Here is a 14,128-nt window from a genome sequence, read left to right on the forward strand (position 1 = left end):
TTTCGGCCGGGGTGCGGCAATCCGTCGCAGCGGACGTGAGGGCGGCGTGAGGCCGCGCGGCTACAGCGAGAGCTTGGAGCGCTTCGGCAACTGCGCCTTCAGGAACGACATCTGGTCGGCCAGGATGTTGCGGTTGGACAGGATCAGGTGCTCGATCCAGCTCGGCCGGTACGGCACCGCCAGCAGTGGCATCGACGCCTGCTGCGGGGTGCGGTTGCCCTTGCGCGAGTTGCAGTGGAAGCAGGCGGTGACCACGTTCTCCCAGATGTCGCGGCCGCCCTTGGACACCGGCAGCACATGGTCGCGGGTCAGTTGCGGGCGGCTGAACTGCTGGCCGCAGTACAGGCACAGCTGCGCGTCGCGGGCGAACAGCGCGGTGTTGGTCAGGGTCGGGGTGGGGTCGAGCGCACGCGCATGCGCGTGGCCGCGCGCGGCGATGATCGGGTGCAGCTCCAGCACGCTGCGCTCGCCGCTGGCGCGACAGATGCCGCCGTGAATGTGCAGGCACGGCTCGCCGAGGGTCCAGGCCACCGCGCCGCGTGCGTACAGGCAGGCGGCGTCCTGCCAGTTGATCCAGTCCAGCACGCGGCCATGCGCGTCCAGCGACAGCAGCCGGACCGAAGGCAGGTGAGAAGGGGACGCCGCAGGCGACGGGACCGCGGCCGAGGCGCCGCAGGCCCCGGTATCGATCAGACCAAGCGTTGTTGTGTCTGTCTCCATCGGGAAGACAGCTTATACCCGATTAGTGACGGTTTGTGTATCGGTCGCGGCGGGCCGTGCGGCCCCGGCACGGCGTGCATGCCGGGGCCGCGTCCGGACCTGGATGTGCGACTCAGAACTGCGCGTCGGCCAGCGCCATCAGCGGCGCGGCGCCGCTGTCGATGGCCGCGGCGTGGGTCAGCGTGCGCGGCAGCAGGCGGGCGTAGTAGAAGCGCGCGGTCTCGCGCTTGGACTGCTTGAACGCCTCGCCATGCGCCGAGGCCTCGGCCGCGGCGACGCTGCGCGCCCACCAGTAGGCCAACACCACGTAGCCGGAATAGAACACGTAGTCGTAGCTGGCCGCGCCCAGTTCCTCGGGATTGCCGGCGGCGCGCTGCAGGATGCGCTTGGTCAGCGCCGCCCACTCGGTGGCCTTCTCGCGCAGCGGCGCGACGAATTCCGCCACCGCCGGGTTGTCGGCGTGCTCGGTCAGGAAGGCCTCGATCTGCGCCAGGAACAGCTTCAGCCCCGCGCCCTGGCTGGACGCGGTCTTGCGCCCGATCAGGTCCAGCGCCTGGATGCCGGTGGTGCCTTCGTACAGGGTGGTGATGCGCGCGTCGCGCGCCAGCTGCTCCATGCCGTGTTCGTGGATGTAGCCGTGGCCGCCGAAGCACTGCAGCGCGTGATAGGTGTTCTCCACCGCCCACTCGGTCTGGCAGGCCTTGGAGATCGGGGTGAGGAAGCTGACCAGCACGTCGGCCTGCTCGCGCTCGGCCGGGTCCTGGGCGCTGTGCGCGATGTCGATCAGGGTGGCGGCATGCAGCGCCAGCAGGCGGCTGCCTTCGGTCAGCGCCTTCACCGTCAGCAGCATGCGGCGCACGTCCGGGTGCACCAGGATCGGGTCGGCCGGCTTCTCCGGCAACTTGGCGCCGCTGAGCGAACGCGACTGCAGGCGCTCGCGGGCGTAGTGCAGCGCGTTCTGGTAGGCGCGTTCGGACAGACCGATGCCCTGCAGGCCGACGCCCAGACGCGCGGTGTTCATCATAGTGAACATGGCCTGCAGACCTTTGTGCGGCTGCCCGACCAAATAGCCCTCGGCGCCGTCGAAGTTCATCACGCAGGTGGCCGAGCCGTGGATGCCCATCTTGTGCTCCAGCGAGCCGCAGCGCAGCGCGTTGCGCTCGCCGACGCTGCCGTCGCGGGCGACTTTGAACTTCGGCACCACCAGCAGCGAGATGCCCTTGGCGCCGGCCGGCGCGTCCGGCAGCCGCGCCAGCACCAGGTGCACGATGTTGTCGGTGAAGTCGTGCTCGCCGGCGGTGATGAAGATCTTGGTGCCGCTGACCGACCAGCTGCCGTCGGCGTTGGGTTCGGCGCGGGTCTTGAGCAGGCCCAGGTCGGTGCCGCAGTGCGGTTCGGTCAGGCACATGGTGCCGGTCCAGCGGCCATCCACCAGTGGCTTCAGGAACACCTCCTGCTGCCAGGCCTCGCCGTGCTGCTTGAGCGCCTCGACCGCGCCGTGCGACAGCAGCGGGAAGTTGCCCCAGGCCAGGTTGGCGGCGTTGACCATTTCGTTGAGCGGCACGCCGAGGGTGTGCGGCAGGCCCTGGCCGCCGAACTCGGCGGCGGCGGTCAGCCCGGTCCAGCCGCCCTCGGCGAACTGCCGGTAGGCCTCGCGGAAGCCGGGCGCGGTGGTCACTGCGCCGGTGGTCTTGTCCAGGGTGCAGCCGTGCTCGTCGCCGACCCGGTTCAGTGGCGCCAGCACGGTGCCGGTGAAGCGCGCCGCTTCCTCCAGCACCGCGTCGATCAGTTCGGCATTGGCGTCGGCATGGCCGAGGCGGGCGAACAAGGTCTCCACCTGCAGCACGTCGTGCAGCGCGAAGCGGAGATCGGTCAACGGGGCTTGATAGGTGCTCATGCGATCGCTCGTGACGAGGGCCGCGGTGCGGCCGAGGCGCCCAGGATACTATGGCGTATGGAGTGTGCGCAGCCGCGGCGAACCGGCCGGTGCGCGGTGCCGTTCAGTCGAGCAGGCCGTGGCGGACCGCGTAGCGCACCAGTTCGGCGGTATTGCGCATGCCCAGCTTGTTGAGCACGCGGAAGCGGTGGTTCTCCGCGGTCTTGACGCTGATCTGCAGCACCCGCGCGATCTCCTTGGTGGTGCGGCCCTCCACGATCAGGTGGAACACCTCGCGTTCGCGCGCGGTCAGGCTGCGGTAGGGATCGGGCGGCAGCGCCTGCGGCTGCTGCATCTGCGCCACCAGCGCCTGCGCAGCCTGCGGCGAGAAGTGGCCGCGGCCGGCGTGCAGGTTGCGCACCGCGGCGATCAGGTCGGCGCTGGCGCTGTCCTTGAGCAGATAGCCGGAGGCGCCGGCGCGCACCGCGTGCAGCACGTATTCGTGTTCCTCGTGCATGGTCAGCACCAGGATCCGCGCCAGCGGCACGGTCTCGCACAGCCGCCGGACCACGTCGATGCCGTTGAGCCGCGGCATCGAGATGTCCACGATCGCCACGTCCGGGCTGGTCGCCTCGGCCTTGGCCAGCGCCTCGATGCCGTCGGCGGCCTGCGCCACCACCTGGATGCCGTCGATCGCGTCGAGCACGGCGACCAAGCTTTCGCGCACCAGGGTGTGGTCGTCGGCGATGAGGACCCGGATCGGCGCGCTCATGCCGGTGCGCTCCCATCGCGCCGACAGGCGGGATCTCGCGGCGCGTGCAGCGTCGCGTGGGTGTCGGGGCGGGGCAGGGCGATCACGTTCAATCGGCCTCCAGCGGGACCCGGATCTGCACGCAGCAACCCTCGCCCGGGGACGATTGCAGGCGCAGGCTGCCGCCGCTCAGGCGCAGGCGTTCGCGCAGGCCGCTCAGGCCGCTGCCGCCGGCCACCAGCGCCTGCTGCGGGTCGCAGCCGCGGCCGTCGTCGAGCACCTGCAGATGCGCCCAGCCGTCGCGGGCCACCAGCCGCAGCAGCACCGACTGCGCGCGGGCGTGCTTGAGCGCATTGGTCAGCGCTTCCTGCGCGCTGCGGAACAGCAGCGTCTGCAGCGCTTCGTCCAGTGCCGGCAGCGGGCCGATCTCGACGCTGACCGGGGTGGCGCCGGCGGCGGACTGGCTGCGGCCCAGCCAGCCCAGCGCGGCTTCCAGTCCCAGGTCGTCGAGGATCGGCGGGCGCAGCAAGCGCGACATCTGCCGGGTGTCTTCCAGCGCCTGCGTGCACAGCTGGATGGCGTCTTCCAGCGGCGCGCGCAACGCGGCGTCGGCCGCGCCGAGCGCCGCGCCCAGTTGCGCCAGCCGGTGCTTGAGCACGGTGAGGTTCTGGCCGACGCCGTCGTGCAGCTCGCGGGCCAGGCGCCGGCGTTCGTCCTCCTGCACCTTGACCACGGCGCGGCCGAGGCGGCGGAACTCGCGTTCGTTGGCCTCCAGGCGCTGCAGCAGCAGGCGGTAGCGTTCGGCGGCGGTCGCGGCGGCGTCGTTCATGGCGTGGTCTGTGCGCGCGCGACAGCGGAACCGTCGGTGGCCTGCGCCGCGGCGCGGCGGGCACGTTGTGCGGCGGCGTGGTCGCCGAGCGCGTCCAGGCGCTGCGCGGCCTGCGTGTGCAGGGCGGCGGCGAACAGCGGGCTGCCGCGCAGCAGCAGGGTCTGCACCTGCGCATAGCGCGCCGCGACCTGGTCGGCCGCGCCGTAGCGCAGCGCCTGCTGCAGATAGCGCAGGCGCAGTCCGGCATTGCCCAGGCGGGCGACGTCGGTTTCCAGCGCGGCCAGGGCAGGTTCGTCGTGCGCCGCCTGCACCTGCACCTGCAGTTGCAGCAGGCGGGTGCCGCTGGCGCGCGCCAGCGCCTCGGCCTGGCGCAGCGCGGCGGCGGCCGCGGTGTCATCGCCGTCGCGTTCGGCCAGTTGCGCCTGCAGCAGCGCCGCACTCGCGCGCTGTTCGCTGGACACCGAGGCGGGCGCTTGCCGCTGCACCTGCTGCAGCGCCAGCCGCGCTTGCGCCCGGTCGTCCAGCGCCAGCCACACCTGCGCGCGCAGCAAGGCGATGTCGGTCTGCCCGCGCTGGTCGCGGCTCTGCTGGAACAGCCGTTGCGCCTGGTCCAGTTCGGTCAGCGCCACCGCGCGCTGGCCTTGCCAGAACGCCAACTCGGCCAGGTTGCGCCGGCTCACCGCCACTTCTTCGAGCATCTGGTGGCGCTCGGCCTCGCGCAGCGCTTGGCTCAGCAGGGTCTGCGCCTGGGTCCAGTGGCCGCGTGCAGTGGCCAGCAGGCCGAGGTTCTGCGCGGTGCGCACGCGGCCGGTGGCGTCGTTGAGGTCGGCATAGGCGCGCGCGGCCTGTTCCCAGAACGCCTGCGCGCTGTCCAGGTCGCCCAGCTGGAAATGCGCGAAGCCGATGTTGTTGAGCGTCTCGGCGACGCCGTGCGCATCGCCGATCGCGCGCCAGGCGGTCAGCGCGCCGCGGAACGCCTGCAGCGCCTGCGGGTAGTCGCCGCGCTCCTCGGCCAGCAGGCCGAGTTCGTTGGCGGCGGCGGCCTGGCCGTCGCGGTCGCCGAGGTCGACGTACAGCGCCTGCGCCTGCTGCAGTTTCTGTTCGGCCTCGGCGAAGGCGCCGCCGATGCTCAGCGTGCCGGCCAGGTTGCGCAGGCTGGTGGCGACGCCACGGCGATTGCCGACCTGCCGGCGCAGTTCCACCGCGCGCAGGTACTGCGCCTGCGCCTGCTGGGCCAGGCCGAGCCGGCCGTAGCCCACGCCCAGTGCGTTCACCGTCTCCGCTTCGCCATACAGGTCGCGGCCGCGGCGGAACAGCAGTTGCGCGCGCAGCAGGTCGTCGTCCACCGCAGTGGCGGCGTTGCCGCTGAGGATCGCCAGCTTGCCCAGCGCCAGCCACAGCCGCGGGTCGTCGGGATCGCGCTGCGCCAGCGCGCGCAGGCGATCGCGTGCCGCGTCCAGGTGGCCGGCCTGCGCCTGGATGCGTGCGACCTGCAGCTGCACCTCGCTGTCGTCGGGCCGGGCCGTGGCCAACGCCTCCCAGGCGCGGTCGGCAGCGGCGAGATCGTCTTCGGCTTCCAGGCGCAGCGCCGCCAGCAGCGCCAGGGTGCGCGGCCGCGCCGGCGCCGCGGGCGCGCGCGCATCCAGCGCTTCGCGCGCCTTCTGTTCTTCGCCGATGGCTTGCGCCGCGACCACCTCGGCCAGGCGCAACGGTGCGGACTGCGGCGCCTGCGCGCTGGACTCGGCGAACTGCTGCAGTGCCTGCGCGCTGTCGTCGTGCTGCTGCGCTGCCAGGCCGCGCGCATACGCCTGCAGCGCGGCGGGTGGGGGCAGGTCGTCGGGCAGGGTGGCGCCTTCGCCGAGCAGCGCCCTGGACGCGATCGGCAACCAGGCGGCGTAGGCCGCGGCCGGATCGGCGGCGGTCGGTCCGTCGATGTGTTGCGGCGCGCCGCTGGCCGGGTGCAGCAGCGCCTGCAGGCGCCAGCCGGCGCCTTGGTGTTGCAGGCTCGGCTGCAGCACGCGTTGCGCCGAAGCGAGCCGGCGCAGTGCCGCCACGTCCAGCGGCGCCTGGCCGGTGGGGTCGTACTGGCGCAACGCCTGCCGGGTGCGCGCGTCATCGACCACGGTCAGCGTTTCGCCGAGGCTGCCGCGCAGCCAGGTGCCGAGCGCCAGGCGTTGCTCGGCGCTGCCCGGGTCGCCGGCCAGTGGCAGGACCAGCAGGCGCGGCAGCGGTTGCGCGGCGACCACCGGCGGCGGGGCGCTGGCGCGTTGCGCCTGCCACTGCCAGGCACCGACGCCAAGCAGGGCAACACCGGCGAGCGTCGCGGCCAGGCCCAGGCCGAGCCGGCGCCAGCGCCGCCGATCGCGCGGCAGTTGCCGGTGCTCGATCGCCACGATGACTTCGCCGGCGTGCTGCAAGCGGTCGCGCGGCTGCGGGCGCAACAGCCGCTGCAGCAGCCGCACCAGCCAGCCCGGGGCGTCCGCGCGCAGCCGGTCCACCGGCGGCGGCTCGCGCAGCATGCGCTGGGCCAGCGTCTCGGACAGGGTGCCGCCGGCGAACGGCACCTGCCCGGCGAGCATTTCGTAGAGGATCAGGCCCAGCGCGTAGAGGTCGCTGCGCGGGTCGAGCGCGTCGCCGCGCGCCTGTTCCGGCGACAGGTAGGCGGGCGTGCCGATGATGTTGCCCAGGGTCGCGCCGAGACCGCTGCTGGCCATCGAGCAGGCCACGCCGAAGTCGCTGATCAGCGCATCGCCGCCGCGCTGCAGCAGGATGTTGGCCGGCTTGAGGTCGCGGTGCACGACGCCGCGCGCATGCGCCGCCTGCAGGCCGCGGGCGATGTCGCCGGCGATGCGCAAGGCGGTGTCGACGTCCAGCCGTTCCTCGCGCTGCAGCCGCGCCTCCAGCGACTCGCCGTCCACGTAGTCCATGCTGATCAGCCAGCGCCCGGCGTGTTCGGCCAGATCGTGGATCCGCACCACGTGCGGGCTGGACACCTGCCGCGCCAGCAGCAGTTCCTGGCGGAAGCGGGCGAATGCCTGCGGCCGCTGCGCCAGTTCCGGGCGCAGCAGCTTGACCGCGACATCGATGCCCAGCGCCTGGTCGTGGGCCAGGTACACCAGGCCCATGCCGCCGATGCCGAGCAAACGCTCGATGCGGAAGCGGCCGGCCAGCACGTCGCCCGGGGCCAGGCTCTCCTGCGCGTACAGGCCGGTGGCGGTGGCCGCGTCGCTCATGCCGGCCCAGGACCCTGTTCCGCCCCGGTGTCGCGCAGCGCCTGGCGTGCGGCGATCCACAGCGCGGCGCGCTCGCAGAAGGCTTCGAGCAATTGCATGTCCAGCGCACCGATGGCGCTGCCGGCGCGGCGGCTGTCCGCATAGATCGCGCCGAGCGCGCGGGCGCCGTCGCGCAGCGGCAGGCACAGCAGGGTGCGCAGGCCGGCGGCGCAGACCGAGGCGCGCTCGGCCAGCCACGGCACGCCGCCGACGTCGTGGGCCACGGTGGCCTGGCCGTCGCGCAGGGCGCGTTGCAGGGCGCCCTCGCTGCCCGGGAGGCTGTGCTGCAGCGGCAGCGGCCCGATCCCGTGGCTGGCCGCGACGCGCTGGCCGTGCGCCTCGGCCAGGACCAGCAGGCCGCGTTCGGCCTGGGCCAGTTCGACCACCGCGTCCAGGCTGGCGCCGAGCAGATCGTCGAGTCCGCCGATCTGGGCAAGCCCTTGGGTGAGGGCGGTGGCGCGATCGCAGCGGGCGCGCTGGCGGCGTTCGGCCAGGTCCGCGTCGGCCGGGCTGAGCGGGGCGAACTCGGCGTAGATGTCGCCAAAGCGCAGCCAGGTCGCGGTCTCCAGCGCGATCGGCGCGGCTACGCGCACGCCATCGCGGAAGCTGCCGTTCTTGCTGCCCAGGTCGTGCAACTGCCAGTGGCCGTCGGCCTGCGGCTGCAGTTGCGCGTGCCAGCGCGACACCGAGGGGTGTTCCAGCGCCAGCGCGTTGTCGGCCGCACGGCCGATCGCCAGGGTCTGCCCGGTGGCGAGCAGCAGCGTCGGTGCCGGCGCGTCGGGCAGGTAGGCAGTCAGGCGCGCGGGCATCGCGGCGTGTCCTCCGTCGCGGTGCGTGCGACCGGTCCCGCAGCGCTCAAGGCGCGTAGAGACGTTGGTAGTCGATGGAGAAGCGCAGCGTCGCGGCGCCGGCCAGCAGTTCGCCGGCGGGGTTGCCTGCGCTCATGCCGGCGTTCCAGGTTTGCGCGATGCCATGGCCGGCGCGCGACGACACCTGCTCGCGGAACCCGTCCAGCGCGACCGTGGCGGCGGTGTAGTCGGCATTGGCCAGGGCGCTCTGTACGCTGTTCAGCATCGCGACCAGCGGCGCCGCCTCATTGGCGGGCAACTGTGCCACCAGCGCCTGCAGCCGACTCAGCTTGGCGGCCACCACGTTGGCGGTCGGGCGCAGGTCGTGGAGCACGATGAACTGCGAGAAGCCGCCGGTGGTGCCGCGGGCGCGGACGCTGCCCGGGGCGATCTCGTCGGTGATGTCGCGGAAATCGCCGCCCTCCGGGGCCTTGAACAGGCGCAGGGTGCTGTCGGCGGTATAGGCCAGCGCATGCGTGTGCAGCTCCACATGCACGACGCGCCTGAAGGTCAGGCCGCCGCTCGGTGGCGGTGTCACCGTGATCAGCAGCGGCAACTGCGACGGCACCTGGCCGGTCTGCGTGCTCGGCAGCCGCGGCAGCAAGGCCGTGACCTGGGCCGGAGTCAGCAGTTCCGCGCTCAGACCGAGGCTGGCCGGGCTGAGGTCGCTGACGTTGTCGAACTCCAGCGTCAGTTCCGCGAGCGGGTGCGGGCCGGCGCCGATTGCCGCCGTCGCCACATTGCCGCTCACGTCCACCTGCACGGGCAGCGGTTGCGCGGCGAGCCCGCCGGACGCCGCGACGGCGCAGAACAGCAGGCAAACCCTTGCGAACATCGTATGCATCTGAAACCCCCTGTTGCATGTGCCGGCACCACGCACCGCGCCTGCGTTCCGCCCGGCACCGCGGCGCGCGGCAGAGCGGCCTTCGTCCCGATCATACCGATCCGTACGGGCGATGCACGCGGCCCTGGGTGTTTCCACCCACGCGCGCTAGGGGCGATCCCGGATAGGCGCCACCGCGCGGCCGCGTCAGGCTGCAGTCACCCGCCCGTCCCGGGCCCACCAACCGGAGATTCCAGATGCCCATCCGTCGTCCCGCACTCGCCATCGGCATTTGCGCCGTTCTCGCCAGCGGCGTCTTCGCTGGCGGCAAGGCCGAAGCCGCCGCGCATCTGGACAGCCTGCTGGAGTCCAAGCTGGCCAGCACGCCGCTGACCGACGAGCTGCAGATCGTCATCACCTACAAGCAGTCCAAGCCGGTCTCGGCGGCGCAGCTGACCGTGTTGCACGACCTGGGCATCACCCGCGGCGTCAGCATGCAGACCCTGCCGATCGCCGGTGCGCTGGCCACGCCGGAGGAGATCCTGGCGCTGGCCGAGCGCGACGACGTCGCTTCGATCTACTACAACGCCCCGCTGCGCTACTTCAACCAGGACGCGCGCCAGGCCACCGGGGTCGACCGTGCGCAGAGCAATCCGGGCGACTTCGGCCGCACCGTGCCGTACACCGGCCGCGGCGTCGGCGTGCTGATCAACGACTCGGGCATCGACGCCACCCACCGCGACCTGGCCTATGGCGACCGCGTGGTGCAGAACGTGCTGGCCAACACCAACCTGCACAATCTGAATTCGATGCTGCCGGTCACCTACCTGGAGGGCGTGCCGAACACCGACGCCGGTTCCGGGCATGGCACCCATTGCGCCGGCACGGTCGGCGGCAGCGGCGCGCAGTCCGGCGGCAAGTACCGCGGCGTGGCGACCGGCGCCAGCCTGGTCGGCTACGGTTCCAGCGGTGTGCTGCTGGTGCTGGATGCGGTGGGCGGCCTGGACTACGCGGCCTCGCACCAGAACAGCTTCAAGGATCCGATCCGCGTCGTCAGCAACTCCTGGGGCACCTCCGGCAAGTTCGACCCGGCCGATCCGGTCAACGTCGCCACCTACGAGCTGTACAAGCGCGGCATCGTCAGCGTGTTCGCCGCCGGCAACGACGGTCCCAAGGAGGACACCCACAATCCGTACGCACAGGCGCCGTGGGTGATCTCGGTCGCCGCCGGCAATGTCGACGGCACGCTGGCCGACTTCTCCTCGCGCGGCAAGGCCGGCGAGCGCGATACCTTCACCACCGCCGACGGCAAGAGCTGGACCCACATCAACCAGCCCAGCATCACCGCGCCGGGCGTGGACATCATCTCCACCCGCGCCTCCACCGGCCTGCTGCCGCCGCTGGCCGCGCAGAAGGACGAAAAGCTGATCGCGCCGGCGCAGCTGCCGTTCTACACCACCATGAGCGGCACCTCGATGGCCACGCCGCATGTGGCCGGTGTGGTGGCGTTGGTGCTGGAGGCCAATCCGAACCTGACCCCGGACCAGGTCAAGGACCTGATCGAGCGCACCGCCACGCCGATGGCGGGACGTGCGTCCTGGGAAGTGGGCGCCGGCTATCTCAACGCCTACTCGGCGCTGCGCGAGGCCAGCAAGAAGTAACCGGGTCGGGCGGACGCCGACGTCCGCCCGATCCCCGCAGGCGCAGCCTCGGTGGCGGCGTTTGCGTTGCAGTCGGGACGCCGTCGTTCGCTGGCGTCGTCCCGCTCCGCCCGCATGACTGGCGTCGTCGACGCCCTCGCGGCTGCCTTCGAGCACGCTGTCGCCGTTCGGCAGCGCACTCGACCGGCTTCCGCGGCCCCCGTGCTGGGGCGTGCGGGGTTCCATCGCCCCCGGAATGGCGTCCGGGATCGGTGGGCCCCGCACGTCCCGCATTTTTTTGTGTCGGCAGCCTCGCGCCGCATGCGTCGGCCGTTCCCCTGCTGCCGGTTCCCGTCTTTCCTGCAGGTCGATACCCGTCTGCAGCGACGCAGTCCGGGCCGTCTGGTTCGGCGCGTGCTGGCGGTCCCATGCCACCCGCACTCCAGTCTCGATCGCACGAGGTGCCGGCACGAACTGCCGGTAATCCATCGTCGCTTCACACCTGGTCGCCGGACATGCCTGGCTGAGTGTTTCCACCCGGCCTGCCTGGGTGCGATACCGGATTGGCCGCGCATCGGCGCGCCCGGCACGCTGCGGTGACCGCCCGCCACGGGCTTCGACGATCCGGAGATTCCGCAATGTCCATTCGCCGTCCCGTTCTTGCCGTCGGTATCTGCGCCGTCCTTGCCGGCGGTGTGTTCGCCGGCGGCGATGCCCTGGCCGCCGCGCATCTCGACCAGGTACTGGAAGCCAAGCTCGCCGCTGCGCCGGCCGGCGACGCACTGCAGATCGTGATCACCTACGATCAGTCCGGGCCGGTCTCGGCCTCGCAACTCACCGCGCTGCATGCGCTGGGCATCACCCGCGGGATCACCATGCGCACGCTGCCGATCGCCGGCGCGCTGGCCACGCCGGCCGAGATCCGCGCGCTGGCGCAGCGCGACGACATCGCCTCGATCTACTACAACGCACCGCTGCGCTATTTCAACAAGGAAGCGCGCGAGCTGACCGGCGTGGACCGCGCGCAGGGCAATCCCCGCGATTTCGGCCGCGCGCTGCCCTATAGCGGCCGCGGCGTCGGGGTGATGATCAACGACTCCGGCATCGATGCCACCCATCGCGATCTCGCCTACGGCACCCGCGTCGTGCAGAACGTGCTGGGTACCACCAACCTGGCCAACGTCGATGCGATGCTGCCGATCACCTATGCGGAGGGCGTGCCCAATACCGACTTCGGCTCCGGCCATGGCACGCACTGCGCCGGCACGGTCGGCGGCACCGGCGCGCAGTCCAACGGCGCCTATCGCGGCGTGGCGACCGGCGCCAGTCTGGTCGGCTACGGATCCGGCGCGGTGCTGCTGATCCTGGACGCGGTCGGCGGCCTCGACTATGCGGCCACGCATCAGTTCAGCTTCAAGGATCCGATCCGCGTCACCAGCAATTCCTGGGGCTCCTCCGGAAAGTTCGATCCGCAGAATCCGGTCAACGTCGCCACCTACGAGCTGTACAAGCGCGGCATCGTCAGCGTGTTCGCCGCCGGCAACGACGGCCCCAACGAGGACACCCACAATCCGTACGCGCAGGCACCGTGGGTGATCTCGGTGGCCGCGGGCGAGAAGGACGGCACGCTGGCCGACTTCTCCTCGCGCGGCAAGCGCGGCGAGAGCGGCAGCTTCACCATGGCCGACGGCAAGACCTGGACCTATCTCAACGAGCCGACGATCACCGCGCCCGGCGTGGATATCGTCTCCACCCGCGATTCCACCGGCGCGCTGCCGCCGTTGGCCGCGGACAAGGACAGCAAGCTGATCGCCCCGGCGCAACTGCCGTTCTACACCACCATGAGCGGTACCTCGATGGCCACCCCGCACGTGGCCGGCATCGTCGCGCTGCTGCTGGAGGCCAACCCGGACCTGACCCCGGACCAGGTCAAGGACCTACTCGAACGCACCGCCACCAACATCCCCGGGCGCACGTACTGGGAGGCTGGCGCGGGCTACGTGAATGCCTACGCCGCGCTGTTGGACGCGAGCAAGAAGCGCAGCGGCTTCGGCAAGACCGTCAATGCCCTGCATCCGTTCAACAGCAATGCGCTGGTGCTGCCCGGCGGCAGCCAGCCGTTCGAGGTGGCATTCTCGCCGGTGGGGACGCCGCAGACGCAGGCGTTCATCGTCGGCAAGGACGTCGCCTGGGTCAGCGCCAAGGCCACCATCGACGCCAACACCCAGGCATTGGTGCTGACCGATCCGGACGGCGTCAGCCACGGCTCGCCGGTGGCGTTGCCGTTGCTGGGCAGCACGGTCAGCGTCGGCGCGCCCGGCAAGCCGGGCACCTGGACCATCAGCGTGCGCGGCATCGGCTCGATCAGCGGCGTGCCGGTGGCGCCCAAGGGCAGCAACGGCATCGCGGCCCCGGGCACGGTACGCGGTACCCTGGATTTCCTGCGCAGCGGCGGCTACACCGGCCTCAACGACGTCGCCAGCGGCGATCGCGATCGTGGCGCGGTGGAGTACGCGGTGGCCAACCGCCTGATCGATGGTTACGCCGATGGCTTGTTCCGCCCGCAGAATCCGCTCAAGCGTGCCGAGTTGGCGCGTTACCTGGTGATGGGCGCCGGCGTGCGCCAGGCACTGCCGGCCACGCCCAGCTTCAGCGGGCTCGGCCGCAACGATCCGGCCTATCCGTTCGCCGAGGCGGCCGTGGGCAAGGGCGGGGTGCTGCGCGACCTGCAGCAGAACCAGGCCGCGGTGATGGGGCTGGTCGCCGGCGATTTCCGTCCCAACGACGCCGTCAGCAAGCTGCAACTGGCGTATTCGCTGGTGCAGGCGCTGGGCCTGCAGACGCAGGCGCTGGCCTTCGACGGCGCGCTGTCGGTGAGCTACAACAACCAGCGCCTGCCGATCGAGGACGTGGCGGCGATCCCGAGCAACCTGCGTGGCTACGTGCAGTTGGCGCTGGATGCCGGCATTCTCAACGCGCGCTTCGCGGTGACCCAGGGGCCGCAGGACCTGCAGCCGACCCTGCATGCCTACTTCGACCCAGGCAGCACGGTGTCGCGCAGCGGCTATGCGGTGATTGCCGGGCGCTTCCTCGGCGTCAATCGGCAGGCCAAGGACTGAGGACTGCGGTGACCGTGGCGACAGCATGCGCGCAGGTGCAAGGCCTGCGCCGTGCTGGTTTCCTGCGGTAGGCGTCTGCCGCCGCCACGAGCGCGCCACCAGCAACGCGTTGTTGCCGCGGCTCGGCGGGATCTGTCGTTGCGAATCGTAGGAGCGGCTTCAGCCGCGACGCGGTTCAGCAGGAACGCGCGTCGCGGCTGAAGCCGCTCCTACAAATGGTGTTTCGTCGTTGCTGGAGCCCCGAAAGCCG

Annotated in this window: 9 protein-coding genes; 2 read left to right on the forward strand and 7 right to left on the reverse strand. The window is 71.6% G+C overall.

Annotated features, from left to right (window positions below; all coding sequences use genetic code 11):
* Nucleotides 1-60: 60 nt before the first annotated feature.
* The 7 genes from AC1PMG_RS08275 to AC1PMG_RS08305 all read right to left on the reverse strand — a co-directional run bounded on the left by AC1PMG_RS08275 (nucleotide 61) and on the right by AC1PMG_RS08305 (nucleotide 9,140).
* A complete protein-coding gene (locus AC1PMG_RS08275; RefSeq protein ID WP_026143548.1) occupies nucleotides 61-720 on the reverse strand; it encodes an HNH endonuclease in 660 nt (219 codons plus the stop codon).
* A 112-nt stretch (nucleotides 721-832) separates the two neighbouring features.
* Nucleotides 833-2,617 (reverse strand): acyl-CoA dehydrogenase C-terminal domain-containing protein, encoded by a 1,785-nt coding sequence (locus AC1PMG_RS08280; protein WP_481111270.1) that lies wholly within the window; start codon nucleotides 2,615-2,617, stop codon nucleotides 833-835.
* Between the two features lie 103 nt (nucleotides 2,618-2,720).
* Nucleotides 2,721-3,368 (reverse strand): response regulator, encoded by a 648-nt coding sequence (locus AC1PMG_RS08285; protein ID WP_017911263.1) that lies wholly within the window; start codon nucleotides 3,366-3,368, stop codon nucleotides 2,721-2,723.
* Between the two features lie 88 nt (nucleotides 3,369-3,456).
* Nucleotides 3,457-4,176: a sensor histidine kinase gene (locus tag AC1PMG_RS08290; protein WP_481111271.1), complete on the reverse strand. Its 720-nt coding sequence runs from the start codon at nucleotides 4,174-4,176 to the stop codon at nucleotides 3,457-3,459.
* Nucleotides 4,173-7,409, reverse strand: a complete 3,237-nt coding sequence (locus AC1PMG_RS08295; RefSeq protein WP_481111272.1) for a protein kinase domain-containing protein — start codon at nucleotides 7,407-7,409, stop codon at nucleotides 4,173-4,175. Before AC1PMG_RS08295 ends, AC1PMG_RS08290 begins: the two co-directional genes overlap by 4 nt.
* A complete protein-coding gene (locus AC1PMG_RS08300) occupies nucleotides 7,406-8,257 on the reverse strand; it encodes an FHA domain-containing protein (protein WP_481111273.1) in 852 nt (283 codons plus the stop codon). Before AC1PMG_RS08300 ends, AC1PMG_RS08295 begins: the two co-directional genes overlap by 4 nt.
* Nucleotides 8,258-8,303: 46 nt before the next feature.
* Nucleotides 8,304-9,140 (reverse strand): DUF6689 family protein, encoded by an 837-nt coding sequence (locus tag AC1PMG_RS08305; protein WP_481111274.1) that lies wholly within the window; start codon nucleotides 9,138-9,140, stop codon nucleotides 8,304-8,306.
* 236 nt (nucleotides 9,141-9,376) lie between these two features.
* On the opposite strand from AC1PMG_RS08305, the gene AC1PMG_RS08310 reads away from it, so the two are divergent.
* Both AC1PMG_RS08310 and AC1PMG_RS08315 read left to right on the forward strand, forming a co-directional pair.
* Nucleotides 9,377-10,780 (forward strand): S8 family serine peptidase, encoded by a 1,404-nt coding sequence (locus AC1PMG_RS08310; RefSeq protein WP_017912698.1) that lies wholly within the window; start codon nucleotides 9,377-9,379, stop codon nucleotides 10,778-10,780.
* A 617-nt stretch (nucleotides 10,781-11,397) separates the two neighbouring features.
* The gene (locus AC1PMG_RS08315; RefSeq protein WP_481111275.1) at nucleotides 11,398-13,878 is read left to right on the forward strand and encodes a S8 family serine peptidase; all 2,481 of its coding nucleotides are present in this window, start codon (nucleotides 11,398-11,400) and stop codon (nucleotides 13,876-13,878) included.
* The last annotated feature ends 250 nt before the right edge of the window (nucleotides 13,879-14,128 follow it).

It is taken from the genome of Xanthomonas sp. NCPPB 2250, from assembly GCF_056725265.1.

Coding starts and splice junctions, on each gene's coding strand:
- AC1PMG_RS08300 (WP_481111273.1), bottom strand. CDS start 8,257: ATGCCCGCGCGCCTGACTGCCTACCTGCCCGACGCGCCGGCACCGACG.
- AC1PMG_RS08290 (WP_481111271.1), bottom strand. CDS start 4,176: ATGAACGACGCCGCCGCGACCGCCGCCGAACGCTACCGCCTGCTGCTG.
- AC1PMG_RS08275 (WP_026143548.1), bottom strand. CDS start 720: ATGGAGACAGACACAACAACGCTTGGTCTGATCGATACCGGGGCCTGC.
- AC1PMG_RS08310 (WP_017912698.1), top strand. CDS start 9,377: ATGCCCATCCGTCGTCCCGCACTCGCCATCGGCATTTGCGCCGTTCTC.
- AC1PMG_RS08280 (WP_481111270.1), bottom strand. CDS start 2,617: ATGAGCACCTATCAAGCCCCGTTGACCGATCTCCGCTTCGCGCTGCAC.
- AC1PMG_RS08315 (WP_481111275.1), top strand. CDS start 11,398: ATGTCCATTCGCCGTCCCGTTCTTGCCGTCGGTATCTGCGCCGTCCTT.
- AC1PMG_RS08305 (WP_481111274.1), bottom strand. CDS start 9,140: ATGCATACGATGTTCGCAAGGGTTTGCCTGCTGTTCTGCGCCGTCGCG.
- AC1PMG_RS08285 (WP_017911263.1), bottom strand. CDS start 3,368: ATGAGCGCGCCGATCCGGGTCCTCATCGCCGACGACCACACCCTGGTG.
- AC1PMG_RS08295 (WP_481111272.1), bottom strand. CDS start 7,409: ATGAGCGACGCGGCCACCGCCACCGGCCTGTACGCGCAGGAGAGCCTG.